The sequence below is a fragment of the Pararhodobacter zhoushanensis genome, assembly GCF_025949695.1.
GTDB lineage: Bacteria > Pseudomonadota > Alphaproteobacteria > Rhodobacterales > Rhodobacteraceae > Pararhodobacter > Pararhodobacter zhoushanensis_A.
Window position 1 is genome coordinate 1,743,653 of record NZ_JAPDFL010000001.1, and the last position, 12,505, is coordinate 1,756,157.

At 67.3% G+C, this 12,505-nt stretch carries 11 protein-coding genes and 1 riboswitch; of the genes, 8 read left to right on the forward strand and 3 right to left on the reverse strand.

Annotated elements, in window-relative coordinates:
• The first annotated feature begins 6 nt into the window (after window positions 1-6).
• The 5 genes from OKW52_RS08680 (at window position 7) to OKW52_RS08700 (ending at window position 6,612) form a co-directional block, all read left to right on the forward strand.
• Window positions 7-2,184, forward strand: a complete 2,178-nt coding sequence (locus OKW52_RS08680; RefSeq protein WP_264505343.1) for a 3-hydroxyacyl-CoA dehydrogenase/enoyl-CoA hydratase family protein — start codon at window positions 7-9, stop codon at window positions 2,182-2,184.
• Between the two features lie 193 nt (window positions 2,185-2,377).
• The gene (locus OKW52_RS08685; RefSeq protein ID WP_264505344.1) at window positions 2,378-3,139 is read left to right on the forward strand and encodes an SDR family NAD(P)-dependent oxidoreductase; all 762 of its coding nucleotides are present in this window, start codon (window positions 2,378-2,380) and stop codon (window positions 3,137-3,139) included.
• Window positions 3,136-4,326, forward strand: a complete 1,191-nt coding sequence (locus OKW52_RS08690) for an acyl-CoA dehydrogenase family protein (RefSeq protein WP_264505345.1) — start codon at window positions 3,136-3,138, stop codon at window positions 4,324-4,326. The genes OKW52_RS08685 and OKW52_RS08690 overlap by 4 nt, the downstream gene beginning before the upstream one ends.
• 147 nt (window positions 4,327-4,473) lie before the next feature.
• Window positions 4,474-5,634 (forward strand): acetyl-CoA C-acetyltransferase, encoded by a 1,161-nt coding sequence (locus OKW52_RS08695; protein ID WP_264505346.1) that lies wholly within the window; start codon window positions 4,474-4,476, stop codon window positions 5,632-5,634.
• Complete coding sequence (locus tag OKW52_RS08700) at window positions 5,635-6,612, forward strand: NAD(P)H-dependent flavin oxidoreductase (RefSeq protein ID WP_264505347.1); 978 nt, start codon at window positions 5,635-5,637, stop codon at window positions 6,610-6,612.
• A 495-nt stretch (window positions 6,613-7,107) separates the two neighbouring features.
• Here OKW52_RS08700 and thiD read toward each other — a convergent pair whose 3' ends face one another.
• Complete coding sequence (gene thiD, locus OKW52_RS08705) at window positions 7,108-7,914, reverse strand: bifunctional hydroxymethylpyrimidine kinase/phosphomethylpyrimidine kinase (protein WP_264505348.1); 807 nt, start codon at window positions 7,912-7,914, stop codon at window positions 7,108-7,110.
• Window positions 7,911-8,417 carry an NUDIX hydrolase gene (locus OKW52_RS08710; protein ID WP_264505349.1) on the reverse strand — a complete coding sequence of 169 codons (507 nt, stop codon included), beginning with the start codon at window positions 8,415-8,417 and terminating at the stop codon, window positions 7,911-7,913. Before OKW52_RS08710 ends, thiD begins: the two co-directional genes overlap by 4 nt.
• Window positions 8,386-8,507, reverse strand: a riboswitch (TPP riboswitch). Its footprint overlaps the gene before it by 32 nt.
• A 121-nt stretch (window positions 8,508-8,628) precedes the next feature.
• On the opposite strand from OKW52_RS08710, the gene OKW52_RS08715 reads away from it, so the two are divergent.
• Window positions 8,629-8,949, forward strand: coding sequence for a 2Fe-2S iron-sulfur cluster-binding protein (locus OKW52_RS08715; protein ID WP_264505350.1), 321 nt, complete (start codon window positions 8,629-8,631; stop codon window positions 8,947-8,949).
• A gap of 11 nt (window positions 8,950-8,960) precedes the next feature.
• On the opposite strand, the gene OKW52_RS08720 is transcribed toward OKW52_RS08715, so the two are convergent.
• On the reverse strand, window positions 8,961-9,449 hold the full coding sequence (locus OKW52_RS08720) for a MarR family winged helix-turn-helix transcriptional regulator (protein ID WP_264505351.1): 489 nt from the start codon (window positions 9,447-9,449) through the stop codon (window positions 8,961-8,963).
• Window positions 9,450-9,519: 70 nt separating this feature from the next.
• Here OKW52_RS08720 and OKW52_RS08725 point away from each other — a divergent pair, with 70 nt between their 5' ends.
• Both OKW52_RS08725 and OKW52_RS08730 read left to right on the forward strand, forming a co-directional pair.
• Window positions 9,520-11,187 carry a dihydroxyacetone kinase family protein gene (locus OKW52_RS08725; protein WP_264505352.1) on the forward strand — a complete coding sequence of 556 codons (1,668 nt, stop codon included), beginning with the start codon at window positions 9,520-9,522 and terminating at the stop codon, window positions 11,185-11,187.
• Window positions 11,188-11,266: 79 nt separating this feature from the next.
• The gene (locus OKW52_RS08730; protein WP_264505353.1) at window positions 11,267-12,475 is read left to right on the forward strand and encodes a cytochrome P450; all 1,209 of its coding nucleotides are present in this window, start codon (window positions 11,267-11,269) and stop codon (window positions 12,473-12,475) included.
• Window positions 12,476-12,505: the final 30 nt, after the last annotated feature.

The window sequence follows — 12,505 nt, forward strand, 5'->3', positions numbered from 1 at the left end:
GGATTGATGCAAGTTTACGGGGCCGGGGATACCGGGATCAAACGCGCGGCGGTGATCGGCGCGGGGTCGATGGGCGGCGGCATCGCCGCGCACTTCGCCAATGCCGGGATCGCGGTGGATCTGCTGGACATGAAGGGCGGCGACTCTGGCTGCGCCCCGGCCGAGGCGGGTCTGGCGCGGCAACTGCAGATCGGTGGCTTCATGGCGCCCGACGCCGCCCAACTGGTGCGTGTCGGCAATGTCGAGGATCACCTTGACCGGCTGGCGCAGGCCGACTGGATCATCGAGGCGGTGATCGAAAAGCTGGACGTCAAGCGCGCGCTCTATGGCTCGATTGCACCGCATCTGAAGGCGGATGTGATCGTGTCATCCAACACCTCGACCATCCCGCGCGCGGCGCTGACCGAGGGGATGGACCCCGCTCTGGCCAAGCGCTTCGCGATTACCCATTTCTTCAACCCGCCCCGCGTGATGCAGCTGCTGGAGATCATCTGCGACCCGCAGGCGGACCCGGCGATGGTGCAGCGCCTACACCGCGCGTCCGAGGTGCTGCTGGGCAAAACGGTCATCGACTGCCGCGACACGCCCGGTTTCATCGCCAATCGGATTGGCTGTTTCTGGATGGCCGCCGCCGCGATGGAAGCCCAGCGTCTGGGCTTGAGCGTCGAGCAGGCGGACGCGGTGCACGCTGGCCTTGGCATTCCGCGCACCGGGGTGTTTGGCCTCTTTGATCTGGTCGGCATTGATCTGGTGCCCAACGTCTGGGGCAGTCTGCTGAGCACTTTGCCCGCCGATGACGCCCTGCGCGGCTATGACATCACGCAAGACGCGGTGTTCACCGGACTTCTGGCCAAGGGGCATCTGGGCCGCAAGACCAAGGCGGGCTTCTACCGCAAGGCGGCGGATGGCAGCCGCGAGGCGTATGATCTGGTCACGCAAACCTACCGGCCCGAGCAAAAGACCACGCCCGTGCCGCGCGACCCGCGCGCGCTACTGGCCGAGGACAGCGCGTCGGGTGCCTATGCCAAGGCGGTGCTGAGCGCGGTGCTGGCCTATGCGCAGGCGCATGCGGACGAGATCGCCAGCGATCCGGCCTCGGTCGATATCGCGATGGAGCTGGGGTATTCGTGGAAACAGGGGCCGTTTGCGCTGGCGGCGAAGGTGGGGCTGATCGACGCCGCGCCCAAGCGCCCGCGCCGCGCCTCGCTGGACGGTGCGCCGGTGATCCGCGCGAACGATTTTGCCACGCTGCACGATCTGGGCGACGGGGTTGCCTGCTTCCGGGCACGCTCGAAGCTCAACACCTTCGCGCCCGAGGTGCTGGCCCTGCTGGGCGAAACGCTGGACGCTGCGGGCAAGGACTATACCGCGCTGGTGCTGGGCAATGACGATGCGCGCGCGTTCTCGGCAGGGGCGGATCTGAGCTTCTTCCTCGATCGGCTCGATCTGCCGGGCGGGATGGACACCATCCTTGGCTATGTCATCGGCGGGCAAGAGCTTTTCCTGAAAATGCGCCGCCTGCCGGTGCCGGTGGTGGCCGCGATCCACGGCTTCACCCTGGGCGGCGGGTGCGAGTTCCAGATGCATACCTCGGCCACGGTGGCGCATGCCGAAGCCAGAATCGGCGTGCCCGAAACCGGCGTTGGGCTGTTGCCCGCCTGGGGTGGGTGCACCCAGCTTCTGGCCCGTGCCGCGGCAGCGATGCTGGACGCCAGCCCGACCGAGCACGCAGCCCGCGCCTTTGCGACGATCTACGCGGGCGAAATCGCGCCCTCGGCGGCGGCGGGCAGGGCGGCGGGTCTGCTGCGGCCAGACGACGCGCTGGTCATGTTCCGCCCCGACCTGATCGCGACGGCCAAGGCGCGCGCGCTGGCGCTGGTGCCGGGCTATTCGCCGCCCGCGCCTCTGGCCGTGGCGGTCGCCGGGCGTGAGGGCGCGCAAGCGCTGCTGGCCCCTTTGCGCGACCAGCGTGCCATGGGGGCGCTGTCGGACGTGGATGTCCATCTGGCCGAGGTGATCATCGGCGTGCTGACCGGCGGGCCGGATGCGCAGCCGGGCGATACCCGCAACGAGGAACAGCTGATGGCGCTTGAGCGGGCGGCGTTTCTGGAGCTGGTGCAAAGCGCCCCCAGCCGCGCGCGGATGGAGCACATGCTGGCCACCGGCAAACGGTTGAAGAACTGACACAAAGCCGCCCTGCGCGCGGTGGATCGTGACGATCCGGGCGCGCGGGGTGGCATCGGACCGATTAGGGGTCATCGAGTCATTTTTGCCGCCGACCGTCCCCGTTGCGCCACCTTCCACGCTGATCAGCCGCGGGCTGCGCGACGCATACGAGCCCAAGCAGGGCTGACTTAACACCGAAAGGAACCACCCCATGATCATCAAGGATCAGGCGGCCATCGTGACCGGCGGGGCCTCGGGCCTCGGCGGCGCAACGGCGGAAATGCTGGCCAAGGCCGGTGCCAAAGTCGCGATTTTCGACATGAACGAAGCGCTGGGCGCGGCCAAGGCGGCCGAGCTGGGCGGGGCCTTCTTCAAGGTCAACGTGACCGATGAAAACGCCGTGCAAGAGGCGATTGCCGCCGCCGAGGGCATGCATGGCAAGGCGCGCATTCTGGTCAACTGCGCCGGGATTGGGCCACCCGCCAAGGTCGTTGACCGTGAGGGCAAGGCGCTGGCGCTGTCGTCCTTTGCCTCGGTGGTCAGTGTGAACCTGCTGGGCACGTTCAACGTGCTGTCGAAGTTCGCGGCCTCCCTGCACACCGCCGATCTGCTGGGCGAAGAGCGCGGCGTGGCGATCAACACGGCCTCGGTCGCGGCGTTTGACGGTCAGATCGGTCAGGCGGCCTATGCCGCGTCCAAGGCGGGCGTTGTCGGCATGACGCTGCCCGTCGCGCGCGAGTTTGCCCGCTATGGCATCCGCGTGATGACCATCGCGCCGGGCCTGTTCATGACCCCGCTGCTGGCCTCGCTGCCGCAAGAGGCGCAAGACAGTCTGGGCCGTCAGGTGCCGTTCCCGCCGCGTCTGGGCGATCCGTCCGAATACGCGCGACTCGTCGCCGCGATCATCGACAACCCCATGCTGAACGGCGAAGTCATTCGTCTGGACGGCGCAATTCGGATGGCCCCGAAATGAGCAACCTTCTGGAAACCACCGGCATCTCGGACCGCGCGCTCGACATCGCCGACCGGGTCGAGCGTTTCGTCCGCGAGACCATCGCGCCCTATGAACGCGACCCGCGCCGCACGTCGCACGGGCCGAGTGACGAACTGGCCACCGAGCTGAAGGCGCTGGCGCGCAAGGCCGGGGTGCTGACCCCGCATGTCCTGCCCGATGGCGGCCACCTGACCCAGCGCGAGACAGCCGCCGTGCTGATCCGCTCGGGCCTGTCGCCTCTGGGTCCGATCGCCTGCAATACGGCCGCGCCCGATGAGGGCAACATGTACCTGCTCGGCAAGGTCGCCAGCCCCGAACTGAAGGCGCGCTATCTTGAGCCGATGATCCGTGGCGAGAAGCGCTCGGCCTTCTTCATGACCGAACCGGCCGAGGATGGCGGCGCGGGTTCGGACCCGTCGATGATGCTGACCACCTGCCGCATGGACGGCAACCATTGGGTGATCAATGGCCGCAAGACCTATATCACCGGGGCCGACGGGGCCGGGGTGGGCATCGTCATGGCGAAATCTGACGAGGGCGCCTGCATGTTTCTGGTCGATCTGCCCGATCCGGCGATCAGGATCGAGCGGGTGATGGATACCATCGACAGCTCAATGCCCGGCGGTCACGCCGTGGTCAGCATCGACAACCTGCGCGTGCCCGCGACGCAGATGCTGGGCGAAAGCGGCGAGGGCTTCCGCTATGCGCAGGTCCGCCTGTCGCCCGCGCGGCTGAGCCATTGCATGCGCTGGCTGGGGGCCTGCGTGCGCGCCAACGAGATCGCGACCGACTATGCCAACCGCCGCATGGCCTTTGGCAAGCAGCTGATTGACCATGAGGGCGTCGGCTTCATGCTGGCCGAGAACCTGCTGGACCTCAAGCAGGCCGAGCTGATGACCTATTGGTGTGCCGACGTGCTCGACACCGGGGCGGGCGGCACGGCGCAAAGCTCGATGGCCAAGGTGGCGGTGTCCGAGGCGCTGATGCGCATCGCGGATCGTTGCGTGCAGGTGATGGGCGGGCAGGGCGTGACCGGTGACACCATCGTCGAACAGGTGTTCCGCGAAATCCGCGCCTTCCGCATCTATGACGGCCCGACCGAGGTGCACAAATGGTCGCTGGCCAAGAAGATCAAGCGCGACTGGAAAAAAGCGCAAGAGGCATGACCCGCGCGGCCCCCGACGTTCAGGCGAATGCCGGGGCCGCGGTTTGTCGCGCTGGCCGTCGCGGCCATGAAAGCCTGCCGCTGGCTGACCGGGCCGCAGGGATCAAACATGCGGCCCAGTCCGGGCCGTCTTTCAGGAGGAACACCGATGGCCGAGGCCTATCTCGTCGAACTGGTCCGCACTGCGGGCGGGCGTCGCAAGGGCGCGCTGGCAAACTGGCACCCCGCCGATCTGGGCGCCGAGGTGATCGACGCGCTTGTCGCGCGCTCACGCATCGACCCGGTGGCGATTGACGATGTGATCGTCGGCTGCGTGACGCAGGCTGGCGAGCAGGCCTTTGCCTTTGGCCGCAACTGCGTGCTGGCCTCGGGCCTGCCCGAAAGCGTCCCGGCCGTGACGATTGACCGCCAGTGCGGCTCGTCCCAGCAGGCGGTCCAGTTTGCGGCGCAGGCCGTGATGTCGGGCACGCAGGATGTGGTGATCGCGATGGGCGTGGAATCCATGACCCGTGTGCCGATGTTCTCGAACCTGACCTTGCACAGCAAAGAGGGGCTTGGCATCGGCCCGTTCAGCGACCGGATCGCCAAACGCTTTGGCACCCGCGATTTCAGCCAGTTCAAGGGGGCGGAGATGATCGCGCAGAAGCACGGGTTTGACCGCGCGCAGCTTGACGCCTTCGCGCTGGAAAGCCACCGCCGTGCTGCTGCCGCGACCGACGCCGGGGCCTTTGCCGACGAGATCGTGCCGCTGGCCATCGACGGCGGGATGCACAGCCGCGACGAGGGGATCCGCGCCGACGCCTCGCTCGAGTCGATCGGCGCGGTCAGGCTGCTTGAGGAAGGCGGCATGATCACCGCCGCCAATGCCTCGCAGATCTGCGACGGGGCGGCGGGGGTGCTGGTGGTGTCGGAAGCTGCGCTCAAACGCTACAACCTGACGCCAAGGGCGCGGATCGTGACCATGACCGTCACCGGCGGTGATCCGGTGATCATGCTCGAAGAGCCGATCCCGGCAACGATCAAGGCCCTCAGGCGCGCGGGTCTGAGCATCGACGACATCGACCTTTACGAGGTCAACGAGGCCTTCGCCCCGGTGCCGATGGCCTGGCTCAAGATGCTTGACGCTGATCCGGCACAGCTGAACGTCAACGGCGGGGCCATCGCGCTGGGGCACCCGCTGGGTGCGTCCGGCGCGCGGCTGATGACCACGCTGGTCAACGCGCTGCACAAGCGGGGCAAGAAATACGGCTTGCAGACCATGTGCGAAGGTGGCGGTCTGGCGAATGTGACGATTGTGGAGGCGCTCTGAATGGCCCTGAAAACCAAGATCACCGAGATGCTCGGCATCCAGCATCCCATCGTGCAGGGCGGCATGATGTGGGTCGGCACCGCCGAGATGGCCTCGGCCGTGTCCAACGCGGGCGGGTTGGGCATCCTGACCGCGCTGACGCAACCGACCCCGGACGATCTGCGCCGCGAGATCGACCGCTGCCGCGCAATGACCGACAAGCCGTTCGGCGTGAACCTGACGCTGTTGCCCTCGGTCTCACCGCCGCCCTACGCCGAGTATCGCCGCGCGATCATCGACAGTGGCGTTACCATCGTGGAAACCGCAGGCTCGCGGCCGCAGGAGCATGTCGAAGAGTTCAAGTCGCATGGCCTGACCGTTCTGCACAAATGCACGTCGGTCCGGCATGCCGTGTCGGCGCAGCGCATGGGCGTCGATATCATCTCGATCGACGGGTTCGAATGCGCGGGCCATCCCGGTGAGGATGACGTGCCGGGGCTGGTCCTGATCCCCGCCGCAGCCGATCAGGTGACGGTGCCGATGCTGGCCTCGGGCGGGATCGGTGACGGGCGCGGGCTGGCGGCGGCGCTGGCGCTGGGTGCCGAGGGGGTCAACATGGGCACCCGCTTTTGCGCGACGGTCGAAGCACCGATCCATGATGACGTGAAGGCGATGCTGGTCAGCAACACCGAGCGCGACACCAACCTGATCTTCCGGGGCTTCAAGAACACCGGACGGGTCGCCAAGACAACGGTGTCGGACAGGGTGGTCGAGATCGGCACGCGCCCCGGCGCTGTGTTCGAGGATGTGCGTCCGATGGTGTCAGGCGCCAAGGGGCGGCAGGCGCTGACCACGGGCGATCTGGATGCCGGGCTGATCTGGGCCGGACAGATCCAGGGTCTGATCCACGATATCCCCACCTGTGCGGTCTTGTTGTCACGGATGGTGGCCGATGCTGAGGCGATCATTCGCGGCCGGATGGCCGGTTTCCTTGCCTGACCGACTGCCGCCGGTCCCCGATGGTCCGGCGGTTCTCATGCCAGCCCAGCACGCCGCTGCGGCGTGGTTCGGACGGGATGTCCGTCTCCTTTCGTGCCATGCGTGGCGGAACCCTGCCTGCGGACAGGCGCGGGGCCGGGTCAGGCTGCGTCACGCCGTCCGCGCTGACCAAGCTGCCGCGCGTGGTGTTCTGCGGCTACGTAATGGCACAGGCCATCGACAGCGCCCGGGCACGGCAGGTGTCGCTCTTCAACAGCAGCGTGCCACCGTCATCGCGCGTCTTTCGCGCGGTGACCTGCACCAGCCGGTCGCGCTGGCGGGCTCAAGGTAGCTCATCCCTTTGCTCGGCAAAGAGCGGATTGTCCGGCTGACCTGCCATGGGTCTGTCATCGAGCCACGACTCATGATGGTCCTTTGCGCCTCGTGGTGCGGGTTGAGCAATCGCCGGGCGCGCGGACCGCTCACCGCGCGCAGCGGGACGGACGATTGCGGCGGTCAGCCTGACGGCCAAAGGGCGTGGAAATGGTGGACCGGCCCGTGGCCGTGGCCCACGTCCAGCGCCTCGGCGGCGCCGAGGGCGGCGTGCAGATAGGCCTTGGCCTGCCGCACGCTCTCGACCATCCCGAGGCCGGGCAGCAGCGCCGTAATGGCCGAAGACAGCGTGCAACCGGTGCCGTGGTCATTGGTGGTGGTGATGCGGGGCGCGGCGAAAGCCGTCACGCTATCCGCGCCTGCCAGCAGGTCGGTGCTCTCCTTGCTTGCGGCCAGATGCCCGCCCTTCAGCAACACCCAGTCCGATCCCAGCGCCAGAAGTTCGGGCAGGGCGGTCTGCATGTCGTCGGCTGTCCAGTGATCGGGGCGACCCAGCAGCACGGCGGCTTCGGGCAGGTTCGGGGTGATCAGCGTCGCCAGCGGCACCAGCCGGTCGCGCACCGCGGCCACCGCCTCAGGGTCCAGCAGCGCGTGGCCGCTTTTGGCGACCATCACCGGATCCAGCACGATTCTGGCCACCTTGTGATGGCGCAGACGATCCGCCACGGCCTCGGCAATCCCGGCGTTGGCGATCATGCCGATCTTCACCGCGTCGATGCGCACATCCTCTAGCACCGCGTCGATCTGGTCGGCCACGAAGGCCGGGTCCAGCGCCACAAAGGACCGCACACCCTGCGTGTTCTGGGCCACGACGGCGGTGATCACCGAGCATGCATAGGCCCCCAGCGCCGAAAAGGCCTTGATATCGGCCTGAATTCCCGCGCCGCCGGACGGATCGGTGCCCGCGATGGTCAGGACATTGGCGATCATGGCGCGACCTCCGCCATCAGCGCTGCCGCCTGCGCGGCGACCGTGGCGACATCGCGGCTGAGCGGCAACGCGGCCAGACGGTCGAGAGCGACCCACCGCGCGTCGAGCGCGTCATCTGCGGCGACGGGTTCGCCCTGCGTCCACTGGCACAGCGCGGTGATCAGGATGAAATGATGGCGCAGGGCCTCGTCGTCACCCCGGTCCAGCGCATCCAGCGCGCCAAAGACGCGCAACACGCGGGCCGAGACGCCGGTTTCCTCGGTCAACTCGCGCAGGGCAGCATCGTGCAGCGTCTCGCCCCGCTCGATCTTGCCGCCGGGAAAGCCCCAAAGGCCCGCATCGGGCGGATTGGCGCGGCGCACAAGCAGGACGTCACCGTCGCGCACCACGACAGCAAGGATCGCGGCAATCGGGCGGTCGGGCAGGGGGGTGTCAGCATGGCGGCCTCGTCTTTTGAGGCCGGCAAAGGAGAGAGCGCGGCGGTCCCGTCCCTTCGCCGGCATGATCCGGATCAGGTTCAAAGGGTCACTGCGCTGTACCGTGCGATGCTGTCAGACTCTCAGCCCCCTGACGGGGCCCCCCTCGGTGACAGGGATGATATCAGGCTGCGCCCCGGGTTCAATGCTGGCTGGCGACGGGGCCGTGAAAACTTGCACCATACGTGTTGCATTATAAACAAGTTGCAATATAAACCGTGCCGAAGAGGAGTTTCCGATGGTCAAGATTATCTTTGTGTCAGCCTCAGGCGCGCGCACGGAACTGGACGTGTCCGAAGGCACCAGCATCATGCAGGCCGCTGTGCAGAACGGCGTTGACGGCGTGATCGGCGAATGCGGCGGGGCGGCGATGTGCGCGACCTGCCATGTCCATATCGACCCGGCCTTTGCCGACAAGGTGCAACCGATTGCCGATATCGAAGAGGCGATGCTGGACTGCGCGATGTCCCCGGTTGATGCGCGCAGCCGTCTGGGCTGTCAGATCGCGCTGGGGCCGGAACTGGACGGCGTGATCGTCCATCTGCCGCCGTCGCAATGACCGTTGCTGCGCTAGCGCCCGAGGGCCTCGCGGTCCACGGTGTCGATCTTGGACAGATTCTGGCGCATGCGCTCGAACATCGCGAACAGCGTGTCCAGTTCGGCCTCGTTGAACCCGTCCAGCAGCGCGGCCTCGCGCCGCAGCGCGATGGCGATGATGCGGTCGTGCAGCGCCGCGCCCGAGGGGGTCAGCCACAACAGCCGCTTGCGATCCACCAGTCGCGCGACGGCATGGCCCATCTCTTCCAGATGGCGGCTCGACCGGCTGACGATGGATTTGTTCATCGCGACCATCTCGACGATGCGCATGGCCTGAATGCCCGGCTCGTTGCGCAGGGCGGAGAGCACACGCCATTCGTTCAGACCGATGCCGAAGATCTCAAGGTAGAGCTGCGAGGCGCCCCAGGACAGGCTGTTGTTCAGGACGGACAGGTAATAGGGCGCATAGCGCTGGGCCGTAACCGACAGATCGCGGTCGGTGATGATGTCGGTCTCGGGCATCCGGCGTCTCCTGCGTTCAGAGGTCTTTAGCGGTGACTACGTTTAATTGCAAACCACGAGGGAGGGCACGTTGAAAAAGCTCATCAATGACGTGAAAGATGTCGTTCCACAGGCGCTGGCGGGTCTGGTTGCCACATCGAACGGCCTGCGCCTGATCGAAGGCACCACCATCGTGGTGCGCGCCGATCTGGACGCGGTGAAAGCGGCGGGCAAGGTTGCGCTGATCTCCGGCGGTGGCTCGGGTCATGAGCCGGCGCATGCGGGCTATGTCGGCGCGGGGATGCTGACAGCGGCGGTGGCGGGCGACGTGTTCGCTTCGCCCTCGACCGACGCCGTGCTGACGGCGATCCGCGCGGTGGCGGGGCCGGGAGGCGTGCTGCTGATCGTCAAGAACTACACCGGCGACCGGCTGAATTTCGGACTGGCCGCGCAGATCGCGCGCGGTGAGGGGATCGAGGCCGAAGTGCTGATCGTCGATGACGACGCGGCGCTGGGTTCGGCGGAAAAGACCGCCGGGCGGCGCGGGATCGCGGGCACGGTTCTGGTGCACAAGATCGTCGGCGCTGCGGCCGAGGCCGGTCTGTCGCTGGCCGAGGTCAAGGCGCGCGGCGAGGCGGCGGTCAAGGCCACCGGCTCGATGGGCGTGGCGCTGAGCCCGTGCACCGTGCCCGCCGCGGGCACCCCGAATTTCGAACTGGGCGCGGATGAGATCGAGATGGGGCTGGGCATCCATGGCGAATCCGGGCTGGCGCGCATCACCCTGCGCCCCTCGGCGCATCTGGCCGAGGATATGATCGACACCATCGCCGCCGACCGCCGTTTCAGCGCGGGCGACCGCGTGGCGCTGTTGGTCAACAATCTGGGCTCGACCCCGCCGATGGAGGTTTCCATCATCGCCGGCGACGCGCTCAACGCCTGTTCGCGGCTGGGGCTGGAGGTGTCGCGCGTCTGGGCGGGGACGTTCCTGACGGCGATCGACATGGCCGGGGTCTCGCTGTCGCTGATGGCGCTGGATGACGACCGGCTGGCGGCGCTGGACGCGCCCGCGTCGGCTCCGGCGTGGATGCTGCCGGGGTTGCGTGAGGGGCTGACGGTTCCCGCGCCTGCTGCGGTCGCAGATGTGGTGGCAGACGGGGCAGGGGAGCCTGCGGTGCTGGCCGCACTGCTCGCGGGATGCGCGGCGCTGATCAAGGCCGAGCCCGAACTGACGCGGATGGATCAGGTGGTCGGCGACGGCGACATCGGCCGCTCGCTGGCGGGCGGGGCCGAGGCGCTGATTGCCGAGAAAGCGACGCTGGCAGGCCTGTCGGGCGCGGCGTTCTGGCGGCATGTCGGCGCGGTGGTGCGGCGTTCGACCGGGGGCACCTCGGGGCCGCTGTATGCGATCCTTGCCTTTGGGGCGGCGAATGCGCTCGACACTGCCGAGGGTGACGCCGGCACGGTGCTGGCTGCCGCTTTCGCCAGCGGTGTCAAGGCCTTGTGCGATCTGGGCGGGGCTGAGCCGGGGGACCGGACGATGGTCGATGCGCTGGCACCTGCCCTGGGGGCGATGGCGGCTGGCGGCACCCCGTCCCAGCGTCTGCGCGCGGCGGCCAAGGCTGCCGAAAGCGGGGCCGAGGCGACAAGGCAGATGAAGCCGCGCCGGGGCCGGTCCAGCTATGTCGGCGACCGGGTGCTGGGCCATCCCGATCCGGGCGCGGTGGCGGTGGCGCTGTGGCTGAGTGCGGCCGCCAGCTAGATCGTTTCCAAAGATACAAGTCACTTGCAATATAAACCCGTTGCTAATTAAACTGTCCGTGTTCGGAGGAGAGCGCCCCATGACCAACAGCGATTCGCGAGATCGTCCCGTGCTGGATATCGACCCGTTCAGCCGCGAGAGCATGGATAATCCCATTGCTCTGGATGAAGCGATCCGCGCGGCGGGTCCGGTTGCCTGGGTGCCCAAATACGGCTTCTGGATCACCGGCCACGATGCTGTGGTGCGCGAAGTGTTCGAGGATTGGCGCCGCTTTTCCTCGGCCTTTGGCACCGGGCTGACCAATGTCGTGACCGAAGAGCCGTGGCGCAAGCCGTCGGTCATTCTGGAAGCCGATCCGCCCATCCACACCCCCAACCGCAAAGTGCTGGCCAAGGTTCTGTCCCCCGCCGCTTTGCGCAAGATGGCCGATGATTTCCGCGCCGAGGCTGACCGCATGGTCGATGCCCTGCTGGAGCACGACACGGTCGATCTGGCCAGCGATCTGGCCTTTGCTTTCCCGTTCAAGGTTTTGCCGGATGCAGCAGGCCTGCAGCCCTCGGGGCGGCACCATCTGATGCCCTATTCCACGTTGAATTTCAACGCGATGGGGCCAAAGAACGACCTGTACCACGCCGCCCGCAAGATCGTGGAAGAGCAAGGTACGTTTGAATATGTCGCGGCACAGATGGCCGAGGAAAACCTGCTTCCCGGCGGGTTCGGCGAGGAAATCTACAGCGCCGTACACCGGGGCGAGATCTCGAATGATGACGCAGGCATGCTGGTGCGTGCCTTCATTTCGGCCGGGATCGACACCACGGTCTTTGGCATCGGCATCGCCATCAAGGCGCTGATCGAGAACCCGGCGCAATGGGACAAGCTGCGCGCCGACCCCTCGCTGGCCCGTGCGGCCTTTGAAGAGGGGCTGCGCTGGTACGCGCCCAGCCCGGTGATCGGCCGCACGACCAGTGGTCCGACCGACCTGGCGGGCGTGCAGCTGGGCGGCGGCGAGAAGGTGATGATGTGGCTGGGCGCGGCCAACCGCGACCCTGCGCGCTGGGACGATCCCGACACCTATGACATCAGCCGCCGCACCGTGGGCCATCTGGCTTTTGGCACCGGCATTCACGGCTGCGTCGGCCAGATGGTCGCGCGGCTGGAAGCGGAATCCGTTCTGGGAGCCCTCGCGCGCAAGGTCGCGAAGATCGAGCTGATCGGCACCCCCGAGCGCGTCTACATCAACTGGCTGCGGGGGTATCACTCGCTTCCGGCCCGGCTGACGCCTGCGTAAGTTTTGACGAAATGCGTCCCTGATGGGCGC

Excerpts from the sequence above, each read along its gene's own strand:
- OKW52_RS08700 (WP_264505347.1), top strand. The coding sequence starts at position 5,635 with ATGGCCCTGAAAACCAAGATCACCGAGATGCTCGGCATCCAGCATCCC.
- OKW52_RS08690 (WP_264505345.1), top strand. The coding sequence starts at position 3,136 with ATGAGCAACCTTCTGGAAACCACCGGCATCTCGGACCGCGCGCTCGAC.
- OKW52_RS08715 (WP_264505350.1), top strand. The coding sequence starts at position 8,629 with ATGGTCAAGATTATCTTTGTGTCAGCCTCAGGCGCGCGCACGGAACTG.
- OKW52_RS08695 (WP_264505346.1), top strand. The coding sequence starts at position 4,474 with ATGGCCGAGGCCTATCTCGTCGAACTGGTCCGCACTGCGGGCGGGCGT.
- OKW52_RS08720 (WP_264505351.1), bottom strand. The coding sequence starts at position 9,449 with ATGCCCGAGACCGACATCATCACCGACCGCGATCTGTCGGTTACGGCC.
- OKW52_RS08680 (WP_264505343.1), top strand. The coding sequence starts at position 7 with ATGCAAGTTTACGGGGCCGGGGATACCGGGATCAAACGCGCGGCGGTG.
- OKW52_RS08685 (WP_264505344.1), top strand. The coding sequence starts at position 2,378 with ATGATCATCAAGGATCAGGCGGCCATCGTGACCGGCGGGGCCTCGGGC.
- OKW52_RS08710 (WP_264505349.1), bottom strand. The coding sequence starts at position 8,417 with ATGCCGGCGAAGGGACGGGACCGCCGCGCTCTCTCCTTTGCCGGCCTC.
- OKW52_RS08730 (WP_264505353.1), top strand. The coding sequence starts at position 11,267 with ATGACCAACAGCGATTCGCGAGATCGTCCCGTGCTGGATATCGACCCG.
- thiD (WP_264505348.1), bottom strand. The coding sequence starts at position 7,914 with ATGATCGCCAATGTCCTGACCATCGCGGGCACCGATCCGTCCGGCGGC.